Genomic DNA, 15942 nt, shown 5'->3' with positions numbered 1-15942 from the left:
AATACTGGGATAAAGCCATTTAGAAACATATTAAATTTTATATTATTTCATCCGTCAACTTGACAGGGCCTAGTACATTGTTGAAACTTTTTTTCATTATTTAATGTATCGAACTGCGGTACCATATGCGGCAACTGATTGCATATCTTGACCAATTGAACCGGAATCAAAACGCATCATAACAACTGCATCAGCACCCATGCTTACTGCATTGTCGCGTAAACGATCAATAGCAGTATCTCTTGATTCAGCCATCATTTCTGTGTAGGCCTTAATTTCGCCACCGACAATATTTTTAAGACTGGCACCAATGTTTTTGATAACATTTTTAGATTGTGTTGTAAGGCCAAAAACTTCCCCAATTACTTCATATTCTCTACCCGGAATACTTTCCGTTGTAACGACTAGAATTTTATCTGACATCTATAAAACCTCCCTTTATTAGTATCTTCATAGTAACATAGTTACTTTATAAGAGACTGCAGATTTGAACTGATTATTTTGTCTCTTGGAGGACTTTAATTGTTTTAACTTTAACATTAGTTGTAGGTTTATCACTTGAATTAACTGCAACTGCGGCAATTTTATCAACAACATCCATCCCTTTGATAACTTGACCAAAGACAGTATAAGTACCATCAAGTGAAGGTGTGCCACCATTTTTGTATGCATCAATAATTTTTGACGGTGTGCCATCTTTAATATCAGCACTGGTACTTACATCTTGGTTATTTTGAACAATGTAGAATTGACTACCAATTGAATCAGGTTCTGACGTTTGTGCCATCGCTAAAGCACCACGGATGTGGTAAAGGTTACTTGAAATTTCAGCACCGAATGTATGACCATAAATACTTTCGCCACCAGTACCATCCCCTTTAGGATCGCCACCTTGAATCATAAATTCGTTAATAACACGATGGAAGAGGGTATTATTATAGTACCCTTTTTTACTATGAGTAATAAAATTCTTCACAGCTTTTGGTGCATATTCCGGGAATAATTTGATTTTGATATTTCCCTTTGTTGTCTGAATATCTACGACAGCTTCTTTTTTTGTTACTTTTGAACTAAGTTGTGGTAGTTCAACGTTTGACGCTACACTTGATGAAGAAGTAGTAGTTTCCGTATCATTTGTTGTTTCTGCATTTTGATGGTAGAAGAAGAACCCAATTCCCCCAAGAATAATGATAATAATTACTGCAATTAAACCAATCATTTTTTTGTTTTTCATATTAACCCCAAACTTTCTTTATTTAATTACTCTAGTTTAACGTACGAGGTAGAAGTTATACAAGTCTTAACTTAAACATCCAGTTTAGCGCTTGTATATAGTCATTATGATTGTTATATTTAACATATATAAATGGGGATGACTCACGGTTAAATGAGGATTTAATACTTATATGAACGTTATCAATTGTGAACGATATAAAAATTTACATAGTTAGAGGATTACAATACAATTATCGAAATGGATTAGTCAGATTTTGTATTGTTAAGAAAAGTAGTAGGGGGTTACGTTTTGTTAGTTGGTAATAAATTGGGAAATTTAGATTTATACATAGAAAAAATAATAAATAATGTCATGGCAAGAGATGTGACTCGTGTCACAGAATCGGGGATGGCATAATGGTAAAACAAAATAAGAAAGATAAAGAAAGATGGCGTCATCGGCATCCGTGGATTTTTAGAGTTATTGCAATATTTGGTGTTTTATTTTTATTAGGAGTTACGACGATAAGTATTTATATTGCGACAGTTATTAAGTCCGTGCCAACAGTTACAAGTCAGGAATTAATATCTGATGCCAGTTCAAATATGTATGATAAAGATGGCCAGTTAATTTGGTCTTCAGCGCTGAATAAACGAGTTTATGTTAAGTCAAAAGACATTCCTGAAACATATAGTAATCTGTTATTAGCAACAGAAGATCAAACATTTTACAAAGACGCGGGATTTTCGCCCTCCGGCTTATTTAATGCGGGACTTTCTTCCATTAAATCAGCTGTAGGTAAAGGGTCAGCTCGAGGTGGATCAAGTATTGAGCAACAGTTAATTAAATTAACTGTTTTTTCAACGAGTAATAAAGATCGGACTGTAGACCGGAAAATAAAAGAATTTTTCTTAGCGCAACAGTTATACCATAATTATAGTAAGAAACAGATTTTAGAGTTTTATGTTAATAAAATGAGTCTAGGCGAAGGATCATATGGGGCACAGACCATTTCAGAAACGTATTTTGGTAAAACTTTAAAACAATTGAGTATTAGTCAACAGGCAATTATAGCTGGATTGGGCCAAGCCCCTTCTACCTATAATTTATATTCAAACCCTAAAGCCGTTCAAACACGCCGAAATATAATATTAAAAACAGGGCTTGAGAATAAGGTAATTACAAAGAAACAATATAAAATTGCTGTCGCAGAATCAGTGACAAAAGATTTACAGAAACGCCATTGGATGGAAAATTCTGTTACAAAAAAAATTCTTGAAAATAATGCTTATGTTACTTCTGCCTTAGAACAAGTTAGCGATAAAGGGTACGATTTAGCTAAAACTCCATTACAAATTACAACAGCGCTTGATTCAAAGCAAAATGCGACTGTTAAAAAATTAGCTGATAATAAAAAATATTATCAAAATTCAGCAGAACAATCTGCAATTACAATTACAGATCCTAAAACGGGGAATATTGTTGCTCAATATGGTGGACGTCATCAAAAAACTGCCTTCAGTTATAATCGGGCAATTTCTACGCAGCGTTCGTCAGGATCAGGAATTAAGCCACTATTAGATTATGGCCCTGCTATTGAATACTTTGGGTGGGCAACCACACATGCCTTAGATGGCACTTCATATACTTATCCGGGAACTAATCTTGTTGCTCAGAATTTTGATAAAGTGAGTTATAAATCAATAACGATGCAAAACGCATTACGAGTTTCGGCTAATACACCAGCAATTAGAACGTTAAATACTGTTGGGAGTGCGAAGGCTAGCCAATTTTTAGCACAAGTAGGGATGGCTCAAAATAATGCACCTGCGGGGTCGCAGGCTATTGGACTCGATGTTTCTACCGAACAAATGGCGACAGCATATGGCACCGTTTCAAATGGCGGAACCTATCATGCGGCTCGTTACGTCACAAGTCTAAAATTTTCAGATAATAGTGTTAAAAAATATGAGGTAAATAGTAAACGTGCTATGAAGGCCTCAACAGCATTTATGCTAACGTCAATGATGGAAGGCGTACCTAATGCCGGTGGGACAGCGCCTTCTGCAAGAATTGATAATGTTCATCAGGCAATGAAGACAGGGACCGTCGGTTATTCTGCTTCATCGGGATTTCCAGCGAATGCAAATATGGATGTCTGGATGAATGGGTTCACTAAATCAACTTCTATTTCGATGTGGTTAGGGTATGATGAACCAATGAAAAAAGGACATTATATTACTGATGCTGCATCTGCAATGACAAATGTTAATTTATATCGTGACCTAATGGTACATTTTTCAAAAGAAAAGAATGCTGATAATAGTGAGTGGACAAAACCATCAACTGTTATACAATTGTCAGGAACTGGTCTTGCAGCTCAATATGAACCTAACGATAAAGTAGTAACGTTAGGCGTTAAAGAGCCAGAAAAAATTGATGTAAAAAAAGCTAAAATATATAAAACGTATTTGTCTAAAAAGATTGCTGAGGACACGTTAAAAATAAAATTAGAGGATCCTTCATATCACAAGAAACCTGAAGCATATAAAATTGGTTCATGGGAGCAGTCAACTCAGAAAAAATTAAATAATGTTCAGAAAAAATTAGACAAGGCTAATGATGGCATTAAGGCGGCTAAAGAGACGTTAGAGGGTGAATAAAAATGGAACCGAGATCAAGAGGGACAAAGCAAACAGGAAAAAAAACTGTTAACCGAGAAAATAAAGCAGATTTTAAACCAGAACAAGCTAGTCATAAATCGATACGACAATTTTTAAAGTGGGCGTATCGTATTTTGTTGTTTATTGCGGTTAGCTTGAGTATTTGGAGCGTCTATACGGTTATCAATCGGTATCAAATTAGTCTTGATTGGTCCAAAAATGATAATTCAAAATTAACAATGGCAAATCAAACGCCAGACTCACTCTACGACTCTAATGTTAAGTCTAAAGAAGCAAAACAAAAGTTTAATGAAATTTATGCAGATAGTTACAACATTAAAACAGAGGAGTTAACGACTAAAGCAACTTCAAGTGAAATGAAAAAATTAGATGATACATTATCAAATATTTCTAAGAATTCACGTGCTGATTACCAGACAAAATATGATAATTTATTAAAAAAAGTGAAAGTGAATTCATTATACCAAGATGTATTTGTTAAGGATGATGAACAAACAGTTAAAGTAAATGTGACCCCTGGAACGATTCAAAAATTGAATAATGAACAATTTGGGTACATTAATCAGTTATTGATTAATTCTTCAAATAAAGATCAATTTGCCAATCGAATTTATACACTACAAAAAAATTTGGCAAAAGATGCAATAGCAATAAACGGTGTAATGTCCATTGCCATGAAGACAGCCACGTATGACCCTTTGTCAGGTAATGTAGAAATCTTGAAAAAAAGTACAAGTCAGCAAATAGATGACTATACGAATGCTGTCAGTAAATTACACTATTCATGGAATAATCTTGCCTTTTTAAATCAAATTGAAGAAGTGATAGCTAAAGATTTAGCCACACAGACAGAGCAGTATCAGGTATTTGATGATTATAAAAAAGATCTTTCAGATAAGAAACAAGCCGATAAAAAGTTGGTTTCACTTGAAGAAACTTTATCTCATGCATTAAAAAAACAGGCTGAAGATAAGAAACAAGCTGAAATTTATATAAAAGTTCCTAAATTTGGATCTCAATCGGAAGCGCAAAAGTGGGCCAACAAAAACCATATAGAAATTGTATTTGTACAGAAATGGTCTGGGAAAAACATGATATTATCGGAGCCGAGTGAAGGAAACTTACTTAAGCGAACAGATAAATTAAAGGTAATTATCCAACACCAAAGTTATAAGGGAACTTCAGCAAATAAAATTTACTCGGGAGCAAGTAAAAAGTCATCCAGCGCATCAAGCCAGGAGGCAAAGGCAAGTTCTGTAGAAGAATCAAGTTCAACGGATGAAACAAGCTCTAGTTTAGAAGCCGACGCGTCATCAGATACAGCCGTAAGCAGTTCAGAATCAAGTGCTATTAGTAGTAGTACAAGCCAGGTAAGCAGTTCATCAGCTACTAAAATACAGTAAAAGTAGTTACAATACATTAAAATTGATGGTATTAAAATATATTACGAAAAAAAACTAAAAATATTCATATTATTTAGTTATACTAATGGAATATAAGACCGCTCAAAGTAGCAGATAAGATTATGATTTTCATTAAATTGGAAATGAAAGAGGAATAATATGAAATTATTGATGGTAGAGGATAATAAGGCAGTTTCTGAAATGATGTCGATGTTTTTTCAAAAAGAAAAATGGGACGTTCAGTACGCTTATGATGGTAATGATGCTGTTGCTATGTTTAATGAAGATCCGGATAGTTGGGATATGATTACGCTTGATTTGAATTTGCCTGGTATGGATGGCATGCAAGTCAGTTCTACGATTCGAAAAGTTTCAGCTAATGTCCCCATTATTATTTTAACGGCACGCGATACCGAAAGTGATCAAGTTCTTGGATTAGAAATGGGCGCAGATGATTATGTAACAAAGCCTTTTAGCCCAATAACATTGATTGCTAGAATTAAGGCCCTTCACCGCCGGGCAGAAAAACCAAGTGTTGGAACTGACGATGAAACAGAAAATGAAAGTACTAGTTTTGATATTGTCACAACTCACTTTAAATTAAGTACAGCTCGTCGAGAAGCATACTTACAAGACGTTTTAATTCATGATTTAACACCAAAAGAATTTGATTTGTTGAAAACGTTGGCCAATAAACCAAAACAAGTCTTTTCAAGAGAAAAACTATTGGAATTAGTTTGGGATTATGAATTTTTTGGTGATGAACGAACAGTTGATGCACATATTAAAAAATTACGTCAAAAAATTGAAAAAGTGGGTCCACAAGTTATTCAAACGGTGTGGGGTGTCGGTTATAAATTTGATGACTCAGGAGCTGGTTACTAATGAAGCTACTTTATCAGCAAATGTTAGCATTCTTCGCGGTTATTATTACATTGGTCATTGTATTTGGCGCTTTATTTTTAAATTTCACGAGTGATATGGTCTATAAAAATACATGGACACAATTGGAAGGTTACTCGGATAGTTTAATGTCAGAATCAATGGTTTTAAAAACAACCGATTCAAAAACGCAATTTAATTTAAACTTAAATAATTTAAGAAATGCAGAATTAATTTTAAAAACGCAAAATGTTCGATTTACTATTTATACTAAAAAATCTAAAATTATCTATCCTGATAATGCGGTACAGGACAATATTACAAGTGAGCAGTGGAAAAAATTGGAAAATGGTGAAGTTGTTCACCGTACACCGCATATTAATAGACAATTAAAAACAGATATGAAAGCAATTAATATGACCGATATTTTGAAACCTTATTTTTATAATGGTAAATTATATGCGGTTATATCGGTTGGAGCCAATGTTTCTAATATTCAATCCAATATGAGTCAAATGACTCAGAATTTGGTTATTGCGTTTATTGTCTCTGTTATCGCTGGAATTATTTTGAGTTATCTTTTAGCGAGATACTCTGTTTCTAGAATTAATCGATTGAGACGTGCAACTCGAATGGTTGCTGATGGTAATTTTGATGTGCATATCGAAAGTAGACATCGAGATGAAATAGATGATTTGGCACAAGATTTTGATGGCATGGTTTCTTCATTGAAAGAATCAGAGAAAGAAATAAAACGTCAAGAAGAACGTCGTAGACAATTTATGGCTGACGCTGCACACGAAATGCGTACACCGTTGACAACTATTAACGGACTACTTGAAGGGCTAGCATACGATGCAATTCCAGAAGAGAGCAAAGGGAAGAGCATTGAACTAATGCAAAGTGAAACTAAGCGATTAATCCGATTAGTCAATGAAAATTTAGACTATGAAAAAATTAGGACAAATCAAATTACGCTAGCACCAAGTAATTTTGATGCGGTTATTGTTTTGAATAACATCGTTGAACAACTAACAAAAAAAGCAATAGAAGCCGACGATAAGATTGAATTAAGTGTTCCTAAAAACTTAATGGTTTTTGCGGATTACGATCGATTTGTGCAAGTTATTTTTAACATTACGCAAAACGCCATTCAATTCACTCAATCAGGAACGATTCATATTTCAGCTGAACGTGGTTACCATGAAAGTATCTTTAGGATTACTGATACAGGTATTGGCATGACAAAAGACCAGCTAGAAAATATTTGGGAACGTTACTACAAGGCAGATCCATCTCGTAAGAGTACTAAGTACGGAGAATCAGGATTGGGATTATCAATTGTTCATCAATTAATGCAACTTCATAACGGAAAAGTTGAAGTGATGAGTACTGAAGGAAAAGGGACAACGTTTACATTGACGTTTCCAAATCAAGAAAATGAATAAATAGTTAAAAAATTATTAAAGAATGATTTCTATATACAAATAGAAATCGTTCTTTTTTGTGATATAGATGTAATTCTGTTACACTAAAAAGCGGTTAATAAGATTATTAACTAAGTTTAATATTACAAAATTGTTAGGTTAGTATGACATAGATGAATGCTAAACGGGGGAAAAAAAGTGTATACTATATTCATTCTAAGGGGGATGTGATAAATATGAGCCAAAAATGGCATGATTTAAAAGAAAATGAAGTTTTTATGTTTATCGTTCGAACTGCCTTTTATTTTATTGTATTGGCGATGCTAGTTTACCTGTATTCATTTAAAGGTATAAGTAATGGTACGTTTATCTATAATGAATTTTAAAGGAGAGCAAAGACATGATAAAAAATGTAATTAATCAAATTGATATGATCGCAATGTCCGATCCCAATCGCATTGTTTACAATGATTTGGGTGAGACAAATACTTATCAACAGTTAAAAGAAAAATCTGATGCATTAGCATTGCATTTGATTGAATTAAATTTAGATAATAAACGTCCAATTATGATATATGGAAATCAAAAATTTAATATGCTAGTGGCTTTTTTAGGAAGCGTTAAAGCAGGGCACGCATATATTCCAATTGATTCGCACTCACCAGCTGAGCGTTTAGAGTCAATTCAAGAAGTTGCGAAACCAGTCGCTTGTATAGCTGTAGCAGAATTACCTGAAGTTAAACTCGATGTACCTGTAATTTTATCAACTGAATTAACAGAAATTATTGAGAATAATCAAGGGGTAGAAGTTCCTGATCCTAGTTTCCAAGTAACTGGTAAAGATAACTTCTATATTATCTTTACATCTGGTACGACTGGACAGCCAAAAGGGGTTCAAATTAGTCATGATAACTTGATAAGTTACGTGAACTGGATGATAGAAGATTTCTCTCTACCAGAACATCCCAATAGTCTATCTCAGGCACCATACTCATTTGATTTATCAGTAATGGACTTGTATCCTACATTAACTATGGGTGGTAAGTTATCTGTTTTACCTCAAGAAGTGACGGATAATTTCAAAGTTCTTTTCCAAACGTTACCTACTCTGGACTTACAAGTTTGGGTTTCAACACCATCATTTATTGATATTTGTTTATTAGAACCAACGTTTGATGATAAACATTTACCAGATCTTAGTCGATTCTTATTTTGTGGTGAAGAATTAACTCACAAAACAGCTGCAGCATTGAAGCAAAGATTCCCAATGGCTAAGATATTTAATACGTATGGTCCTACGGAAGCAACAGTTGCGGTTTCGAGTGTTGAGATTACTGATGCTATTTTAGAACAATACCCACGATTACCAATTGGTTATGCCAAATCAGATACAAAGATGGTTGTAGTTAATCCAGAAAATGAACTAGTACCAAATGGTGATGAAGGTGAATTAATTATTGCTGGACCTAGTGTCTCAAAAGGTTATCTTAACAATCCTGAAAAAACGGCCAGTGCTTTTTTTGAAATGGATGGCGTAGCTGCCTATCGAACTGGTGATGCAGCAATCATAAATTCTGAAGGGATGTTGTTATATCGTGGACGAATTGATTTCCAGGTTAAACTACATGGTTACCGAATTGAATTAGAAGAAGTTGACCATCATGTGTCATCGCATCCATTTGTAAAACAAGCAATCACTATTCCAAAATATAATAAGGATCATAAAGTGGTTCAATTAATTGCGTATGTTGTTCAAAATGATAATCCAGTTGAACGAGACTCAGAATTAACAGTTGAAATTAAAAAATACTTGTTAGATACAATGATGTCATATATGATTCCACAGAAGTTTGTTTATGTTGATGTTTTACCATTAACGCAAAATGGTAAAATTGATCGGAAAACACTAATAAATGAGGTGAATGCTTAATGGTATCATTCCAACCTTATGTCAATCCGATGTACTTTCTATATCTTATTGTTGTTTTAATTCCAATTATTGTTGGTTTGCTTAATGGTAAAAGATTTAGATTGTATGAAACGTTAATTTCATTACTCTTTATTTTCTTAATATTTGGCGGTCCAAAACTTCACGAAGGCTTTAATTTACTTATTTATATAATTTTTGAAGTCTTACTTATCGGTTTATACATGAATTATCGTAGTAAGTATAATCAAACGTGGGTTTTTATTATGGCTGTCCTTTTAGCGATAGCACCATTATCCATCGTAAAAATAACACCAGCCATTAATAATGGTATACCATCAATTATTGGCTTTTTAGGAATTAGTTATTTAACGTTTAAAGCGGTTCAAATGATTATGGAATCGCGAGATGGTAGTATTAAGAAATTTGATTTGATGCTAACCTTACAATTTTTATTGTTTTTCCCAACTATCTCATCGGGACCAATCGATCGTTACAGACGGTTTGTTAAAGATTATCAAAATGTCCCAAGTCGAGAAAAATATTTAGAAATGTTACAAAAGGGTGTATTTTACATTTTCTTAGGTTTCTTATATAAATTTTTACTAGCATACCTATTTGGTACGATGCTGTTACCTCACGTCGCACGTATTGCATTACTAGACGGTGGTATATCGTGGGCCTTAGTTGGTTACATGTACACGTACAGTATGGATTTATTTTTTGATTTTGCTGGTTATAGTTTATTCGCAGTTGGTATCAGTTACTTTATGGGAATTGAAACACCTCCTAACTTTAATAGACCTTTCATCGCACACAATATTAAAGACTTTTGGAATCGTTGGCACATGACACTTTCATTCTGGTTCCGTGATTTTGTTTATATGAGATTAGTCTTTTTTATGATGAAACATAAATTAATTAAAAGTCGAATAACAACAGCTATTGTTGGTTATTTTGGATTATTCTTACTCATGGGATTTTGGCACGGGGTTACTTGGTATTACATTGCCTATGGCCTATTCCATGCGATAGCTATCGTCATTAATGATGCATGGCTCAGATTTAAAAAGAAACATAAAACCAGTATTCCAAGTAATAAATTTACAGAAATTTTTGCAATCTTTATTACGTTTAACATCGTTTGCTTAAGTTTCTTAATCTTTTCAGGATTTTTGGACAAACTATATTTTTCATAAAATAGATAATTAGAGGAGAATTGATATGAACACAAAAGATAAAGTTTTAGATATATTAGAAGAGACAACAGGTAGCGCAGAAGTTAGAAATAATTTAGATTTAAATGTTTTTGATGAAGGCCTATTAGATTCAATGGGTTCAATTCAATTAATCTTAGAATTACAAAATGAATTAGGTGTTGATATTCCAATTTCAGAGTTTGAACGTTCTGAGTGGGCAACACCAAATTTAATTATTGCAAAAGTAGAAAGCTTGATCTAAATGGGATTGAAAAAGAAGTTATTCATGATCATTGGGCCTGTTGTTTTGGCTGTTGCATTACTATTAGCCATACTACTTGCACCAGTCAATTATAATTTCAGTTCTGCAAAAACTGAAGAAAAAGCAGCAGTATCGCAATCTACTTTAATTTTAAAGGGCTCTGCTATTCGTCAAAAGGCATTAGATGATGGTTATGTGGCATTTATCGGTTCATCCGAATTTTCACGGATGGATTCGATGCATCCTTCAGTTTTAGCGAAAAAATATAATCGTTCATATCGTCCATTTTTAATGGGAACTGGTGGGACACAATCGCTTAATCATTATTTTTATTTACAAGGTATCAAAAATCAATTAAGAAATAAAAAAGCAGTTATGGTGGTATCACCACAATGGTTTGTTCCTAATGGTGTAAGAAAGCAGGTATTTAATAATTTTTATTCACCATTACAAACAACAGAGTGGTTACTATCTGCAAATGCTAACAGCCTGTCAGATCGTTATGCTGCCAACAGATTTATTACTTTAATGTCTGGTGAAGGAAATGAATCTGTACTGAATGCAATGCATAAAATTGCTGAAGGACAGTCGTTATCTGAAGCGGATGCTACGATGCTTCGCTTGAAATTAACGATTTTGAATCATGAAGATCAATTATTCTCAGGTTTTCCGATGGCCGATCGAACACAGACTATCGACAAACAAACTAAGAACCTTCCAGCAAAATATGATTTAAATAAATTAAATATTCTTGCCGGTAAATATGGTGCTAAATGGACAACCAATAATGATTTTGCAATCAAAAATAGTTATTGGGATAAAAATAAGCTTAACAAAAAAATTGGTAAGCTTGCAGGTACACAGACTAAATTAAATTATGATCATTCTGTTGAATTTTCAGATTTCCAATTAATTTTAAATCAGTTTGCTAAAGAACATACTGACGTCTTGTTTATTATTCCACCTGTAAACCAACGTTGGGCAAGTTATACTGGACTATCGTCGAAGATGCTAGCTAACTTTGATGGTAAGGTTACAAAGCAATTGAAATCCCAAGGATTTAATAAAATTGCTGATTTCAGTAAAGATGGTAATGAAGAATACTTCATGGAAGATACGATTCATTTAGGTTGGAAAGGTTGGGTTGCGGTTGATAGTTATGTGAACCCATTCCTGACTCAAAAACAAGTTAAACCTAAATATCATTTAAATAATTATTATTACTCAGAAGATTGGCAACAAGAATAAAAAATAATTGGAATAAACCCTTATTGCATATGCAATGAGGGTTTATTCTATTATAGGAGATTCTGCAAAGGGAATGATTTGCGGTTGAGTAAGTAACTCTGTCTGTTTAGTTGTGATAATAATGCTTAAATCTAATTGGCAGGTTAATTCTGTGACTAAATCAATGAAGAATCTTGTTTCTATTATTGAAAATTCATCAATTAAGCCTGATAAAATGATCACCGAATAATCGTTTAAGATAGCTCTAAAAATTAAAATAAGTGTTTCATCAAAGTGACTTAAATCAGTCGTTTTTTTGTTGATAAAATTCGGTGAATAGTGGTGAAAATATTGTCCATAAATTAATTTTGAAATAGTTTTATATGTTTTTTTGTGCTGTTTCTTAGATGTTAAACCCATATTTTGTGTGATAGTTAGATAAGGAACTATTAAGCTTAGTTCTTCAATTGTGATTAAAGTAACTAAATTTGAATTAATAAAGTCTTGATTTTCAAGTTGATTTACGAATTCAAATGATTTATCTAAAATGATTGAAACCGAATGGGTAGGGAATAATGAGGTTAATGATTGAGTTGTATTAGTGTATTTTTTTAGTTGCATTGTGATGCCTCCTATAATTTAATGAGATGAGTTACGGGTAGAGAATAAGACAGATAGGAATGAAATAAGGCTAATAGTTATACCGCCAGCAAATAGATATGCAGAATTAATGAATGATTCTTGCGAGATTAATGTACTAAATTGTACGTTTGTAGAGGAAATTAAAAAATTCCCATTAAAATTGGTTAATTTATGTGACAGTAATTCTAATAACTCAGAGGATATTTCTGAGGGAGAAAGTTGCATAGCTAATGAATGGGTTAGCCAATAAATATTTAGTTCTCTCAGCAATGAAGTATAGTTATTTTTAAAGAAGAAAATTAAAATTATCACTAAAATTAATGCTGCTATAAAGATAATAAGGACTTCAAGAGCGAATGCAAATGCGACTTTAGGCTGACTTTCGCCGATATTGTGTAAACTAAGATATTCGTTGATACGCTTGTTGATGATTTTTTTATAAACAACAATACTGATAGTAATACCCGCTATCAATAACCCAATAATAATAGGGTAGATTAGGCTGACTTGTTGTTTATGAATATCTGTTAAGACACTAAGTAAATTAGAACTAGATGTACTATTAACATTAATATGAGCAAGCATTTTTTTAAAACTTTTAAATGATTCAAATGAAATTTGATTAAATAATAAGTTTGAGAGACCGATTAGTATTGTGAAAAAAAATATGATAAATAACCCAACTGTTTGTTTCTTATGATAAAAAATACTAGATAATGATTGTAGAATTAAAGACATAATGACACCTCTTCGATTAATCTATATGACTAATTTTAAATAATAGTTATGAACATTATGTGAAGTTGTTTAGAATAAAAAAATAAACGTTACCGAAATTTATTTTTCGGTAGCGTTTATTTTGAACTGGTACTTGAACTTGAACTTGTAACAGTTTTTGAAGAAGAACTTGCAGTTGGTGCCTTTAATTCAGGAGCATCTGTTTGATATAAGGTTGTTGTCGACTTATTGCCATGTTTTGAATAGAGGCTTGTCGAATTGTTTTTAAGCGTTTCTTGTAATTTTAGTAATTTACTATATTGATTCTTATAGTTATAGTCACTTGGTTGCGTTGGCTTAAAATTCTTTGGTGTATAGTAACGTAATAAGTTTTGATTATTGACTGTATCCGATAAATTTAGTTCGGTACTGACTTTTGTCTGATCTTTCTTTATTGTTTCCTTAACAATTTTAGAAGGGTGCGTAACTTCTTTACCTGTTACATTATCATAAATTGTAGAATCTAAAACAGTATAATTAGGTGTAATGAAGTTTTCATTTCTAAACGCAACTGTCTGATCGTGATTCTTAGAAAATAAATCTGTCCCAAATTGAACATATGATGACGAATCTAGGCCTAATAAGTGAAGAAGGGTAGGTAAGACATCAACTTCACCACCATATTGATTTTGGATGCCACCATTTTTACTTCCAGGAATATTAATCATAAATGGAACACGTTGTAATTGTGTATTATCAAATGAGCTCCATGTTTCGGATGATTTACCAAGAAGTTTAGCAAGCTTCACATTTCTTGAATTTGAAATACCGTAATGGTCACCATAGAGGACAACCATTGTATTATTAGATAATCCAGATTTTTTTAAGTATGTGAAAAATTCTTTAACTGATTCGTCTAAATAATGAGCCGTTTGGAAGTAATTATTAACAGACGTATCACCTGTATCTGGAACTTCAAAGTCTTTATTTTTTGAATCAATATCAAATGGGAAATGATTTGACACGGTAATGAATTTTGCATAAAAAGGTTGCTGTAATTTTTCTAAATATTTAACTGAATCATTGAATAATAACTTATCTTTTAGACCGTATTCTAGAGTGTTATTTGCAGACGTATCATAATAACTTGAATCAAAGAAGTATTGGTATCCCATACTTTTATAAACGGAATCTCTGTTCCAAAATGATCCAATATTACCGTGGAAAACAGCACTAGAATAACCAGCGGTTTGATTTAAGATAGCGGGAGCTGCTTCAAATGTATTTTCGGATCCAAGAGATGTGAAAACAGATCCTTGAGGTAATCCATAGATACTTGTTTCTAAGAGATTCTCAGCATCAGATGTTTTACCTTGTCCGACTTGATTGAAAAAATTAGGAAAACTATAAGTTTCTTTACCATTGTATAGAGAATTTAAGAAGGGTGTGACTTCTTTTCCATTCACCTTAAAGTTAATTAAAAATTGTTGAAAACTTTCTAAATGGAGCACAATAACATTTTTACCTTTTGCGATACCATACATATTTGGATTAGGTGCTGCATAATGTGACTTTGTAAAATCAAGGACATCATTTAAATCAGAACTTTCAGCAGTATCGCGAACCCGATTGTTTTTAACTGTTTTGAAACTGTCGTAGACGGTATATGAATCAATTCCTAAGTATTTAACAATATAATTACGATCAAACGTTCTCGTAATTAATTGTGGTCGGTCAATTTCGCCTAATGTTAAACTTGCCAATGTTAGCATTATTGAGAATGATGTAATTGCAAACGCGTTAAGTTTACTGAATGGTCGAGTGTTAAATTTTAAATAGCGAGTTAAGAATAAGCAAATAATAAGCACTAAGTCAATGACGTAAAAAATATCGTGTGGTTTCATTAAAGCAAAAGAGCTGCCACTAATACCTTCAGAAACTTTAGAATAACCTAACATTGTATTAATTGTCATAAAATCAGTAAATTCTCGATAATAAATAACATTAAAAAATAGTAATGCTGAGTTCGCAATGTAAATTAAAAACATAGTCAAATATGAAATAACTGGTTTTTTAATGTATAATGCAAGTCCGAGTAGTAGCATGGTTGTGCCAAGTGGATTTAACAAAAGGACAAAGTATTGATAAATTCCTGAAACACCAAGGTTAAAATCAATAAGATATGCAGTAATTGTTTTTAACCAGAAAAGAAACAGAAGTAGGGTGAAAAATCCAAGCTTTGTGTTTAGAAATGTTCTAAATCGTTTGAGTGTCTGCACGGTTTGAACCGTCCTTTCGAGTATAATCAAATTAAAATCGTAACTGTAGTTTACAGTCTATATTAAATTTGTGTCAA

General features: G+C 32.7%; 14 protein-coding genes. 9 read left to right on the top strand and 5 right to left on the bottom strand.

The genetic code is table 11. From position 1 onward, the window contains the following. Nucleotides 1-96 precede the first annotated feature (96 nt). Nucleotides 97-423: a heavy metal-binding domain-containing protein gene (locus tag AC1RPY_RS06045; RefSeq protein WP_409022267.1), complete on the bottom strand. Its 327-nt coding sequence runs from the start codon at nt 421-423 to the stop codon at nt 97-99. Between the two features lie 73 nt (nt 424-496). Continuing rightward, a complete protein-coding gene (locus AC1RPY_RS06040; protein ID WP_481761937.1) occupies nt 497-1234 on the bottom strand; it encodes a peptidylprolyl isomerase in 738 nt (245 codons plus the stop codon). Nucleotides 1235-1632: 398 nt separating this feature from the next. Between AC1RPY_RS06040 and AC1RPY_RS06035 the strand changes: the two genes are divergently transcribed. The 9 genes from AC1RPY_RS06035 to dltD all read left to right on the top strand — a co-directional run bounded on the left by AC1RPY_RS06035 (nt 1633) and on the right by dltD (nt 12248). Beyond that, entirely contained in the window at nt 1633-3879 is a 2247-nt protein-coding gene (locus AC1RPY_RS06035; protein ID WP_481761936.1) for a transglycosylase domain-containing protein, read from the top strand. 2 nt (nt 3880-3881) lie between these two features. Then, a complete protein-coding gene (locus tag AC1RPY_RS06030) occupies nt 3882-5303 on the top strand; it encodes a hypothetical protein (protein ID WP_481761935.1) in 1422 nt (473 codons plus the stop codon). A 159-nt stretch (nt 5304-5462) separates the two neighbouring features. Beyond that, a complete protein-coding gene (locus tag AC1RPY_RS06025; RefSeq protein WP_481761934.1) occupies nt 5463-6188 on the top strand; it encodes a response regulator transcription factor in 726 nt (241 codons plus the stop codon). Next, nucleotides 6188-7633 carry a sensor histidine kinase gene (locus AC1RPY_RS06020; protein WP_481761933.1) on the top strand — a complete coding sequence of 482 codons (1446 nt, stop codon included), beginning with the start codon at nt 6188-6190 and terminating at the stop codon, nt 7631-7633. Before AC1RPY_RS06025 ends, AC1RPY_RS06020 begins: the two co-directional genes overlap by 1 nt. Before the next feature lie 152 nt (nt 7634-7785). After that, nucleotides 7786-7998: a teichoic acid D-Ala incorporation-associated protein DltX gene (locus AC1RPY_RS06015; protein ID WP_481761932.1), complete on the top strand. Its 213-nt coding sequence runs from the start codon at nt 7786-7788 to the stop codon at nt 7996-7998. A gap of 14 nt (nt 7999-8012) precedes the next feature. Beyond that, on the top strand, nt 8013-9542 hold the full coding sequence (dltA, locus tag AC1RPY_RS06010; protein ID WP_481761931.1) for a D-alanine--poly(phosphoribitol) ligase subunit DltA: 1530 nt from the start codon (nt 8013-8015) through the stop codon (nt 9540-9542). After that, on the top strand, nt 9542-10738 hold the full coding sequence (gene dltB, locus AC1RPY_RS06005) for a D-alanyl-lipoteichoic acid biosynthesis protein DltB (protein WP_481761930.1): 1197 nt from the start codon (nt 9542-9544) through the stop codon (nt 10736-10738). Before dltA ends, dltB begins: the two co-directional genes overlap by 1 nt. A gap of 25 nt (nt 10739-10763) precedes the next feature. After that, nucleotides 10764-11000: a D-alanine--poly(phosphoribitol) ligase subunit DltC gene (dltC, locus tag AC1RPY_RS06000; protein ID WP_481761929.1), complete on the top strand. Its 237-nt coding sequence runs from the start codon at nt 10764-10766 to the stop codon at nt 10998-11000. Further along, the gene (dltD, locus tag AC1RPY_RS05995; RefSeq protein WP_481762190.1) at nt 11001-12248 is read left to right on the top strand and encodes a D-alanyl-lipoteichoic acid biosynthesis protein DltD; all 1248 of its coding nucleotides are present in this window, start codon (nt 11001-11003) and stop codon (nt 12246-12248) included. 42 nt (nt 12249-12290) lie between these two features. On the opposite strand, the gene AC1RPY_RS05990 is transcribed toward dltD, so the two are convergent. The 3 genes from AC1RPY_RS05990 to AC1RPY_RS05980 all read right to left on the bottom strand — a co-directional run bounded on the left by AC1RPY_RS05990 (nt 12291) and on the right by AC1RPY_RS05980 (nt 15634). Further along, a complete protein-coding gene (locus AC1RPY_RS05990; protein WP_481761927.1) occupies nt 12291-12848 on the bottom strand; it encodes a hypothetical protein in 558 nt (185 codons plus the stop codon). A gap of 18 nt (nt 12849-12866) precedes the next feature. Further along, nucleotides 12867-13607 (bottom strand): hypothetical protein, encoded by a 741-nt coding sequence (locus tag AC1RPY_RS05985; protein ID WP_481761926.1) that lies wholly within the window; start codon nt 13605-13607, stop codon nt 12867-12869. A gap of 116 nt (nt 13608-13723) precedes the next feature. Then, entirely contained in the window at nt 13724-15634 is a 1911-nt protein-coding gene (locus AC1RPY_RS05980; protein WP_481761938.1) for an LTA synthase family protein, read from the bottom strand. Nucleotides 15635-15942: the final 308 nt, after the last annotated feature.

This window comes from Dellaglioa sp. CoH-56-MRSF-12 (assembly GCF_056782075.1).
Note: the sequence above shows the minus strand (reverse complement) of the source record. Positions and strands in the feature narration are given on the sequence as shown.

What these genes read in the sequence shown, in the direction of transcription:
- AC1RPY_RS06045 (WP_409022267.1), bottom strand. Translation starts at nt 423, where the DNA reads ATGTCAGATAAAATTCTAGTCGTTACAACGGAAAGTATTCCGGGTAGA.
- AC1RPY_RS06040 (WP_481761937.1), bottom strand. Translation starts at nt 1,234, where the DNA reads ATGAAAAACAAAAAAATGATTGGTTTAATTGCAGTAATTATTATCATT.
- AC1RPY_RS06035 (WP_481761936.1), top strand. Translation starts at nt 1,633, where the DNA reads ATGGTAAAACAAAATAAGAAAGATAAAGAAAGATGGCGTCATCGGCAT.
- AC1RPY_RS06030 (WP_481761935.1), top strand. Translation starts at nt 3,882, where the DNA reads ATGGAACCGAGATCAAGAGGGACAAAGCAAACAGGAAAAAAAACTGTT.
- AC1RPY_RS06025 (WP_481761934.1), top strand. Translation starts at nt 5,463, where the DNA reads ATGAAATTATTGATGGTAGAGGATAATAAGGCAGTTTCTGAAATGATG.
- AC1RPY_RS06020 (WP_481761933.1), top strand. Translation starts at nt 6,188, where the DNA reads ATGAAGCTACTTTATCAGCAAATGTTAGCATTCTTCGCGGTTATTATT.
- AC1RPY_RS06015 (WP_481761932.1), top strand. Translation starts at nt 7,786, where the DNA reads ATGAATGCTAAACGGGGGAAAAAAAGTGTATACTATATTCATTCTAAG.
- dltA (WP_481761931.1), top strand. Translation starts at nt 8,013, where the DNA reads ATGATAAAAAATGTAATTAATCAAATTGATATGATCGCAATGTCCGAT.
- dltB (WP_481761930.1), top strand. Translation starts at nt 9,542, where the DNA reads ATGGTATCATTCCAACCTTATGTCAATCCGATGTACTTTCTATATCTT.
- dltC (WP_481761929.1), top strand. Translation starts at nt 10,764, where the DNA reads ATGAACACAAAAGATAAAGTTTTAGATATATTAGAAGAGACAACAGGT.
- dltD (WP_481762190.1), top strand. Translation starts at nt 11,001, where the DNA reads ATGGGATTGAAAAAGAAGTTATTCATGATCATTGGGCCTGTTGTTTTG.
- AC1RPY_RS05990 (WP_481761927.1), bottom strand. Translation starts at nt 12,848, where the DNA reads ATGCAACTAAAAAAATACACTAATACAACTCAATCATTAACCTCATTA.
- AC1RPY_RS05985 (WP_481761926.1), bottom strand. Translation starts at nt 13,607, where the DNA reads ATGTCTTTAATTCTACAATCATTATCTAGTATTTTTTATCATAAGAAA.
- AC1RPY_RS05980 (WP_481761938.1), bottom strand. Translation starts at nt 15,634, where the DNA reads ATGTTTTTAATTTACATTGCGAACTCAGCATTACTATTTTTTAATGTT.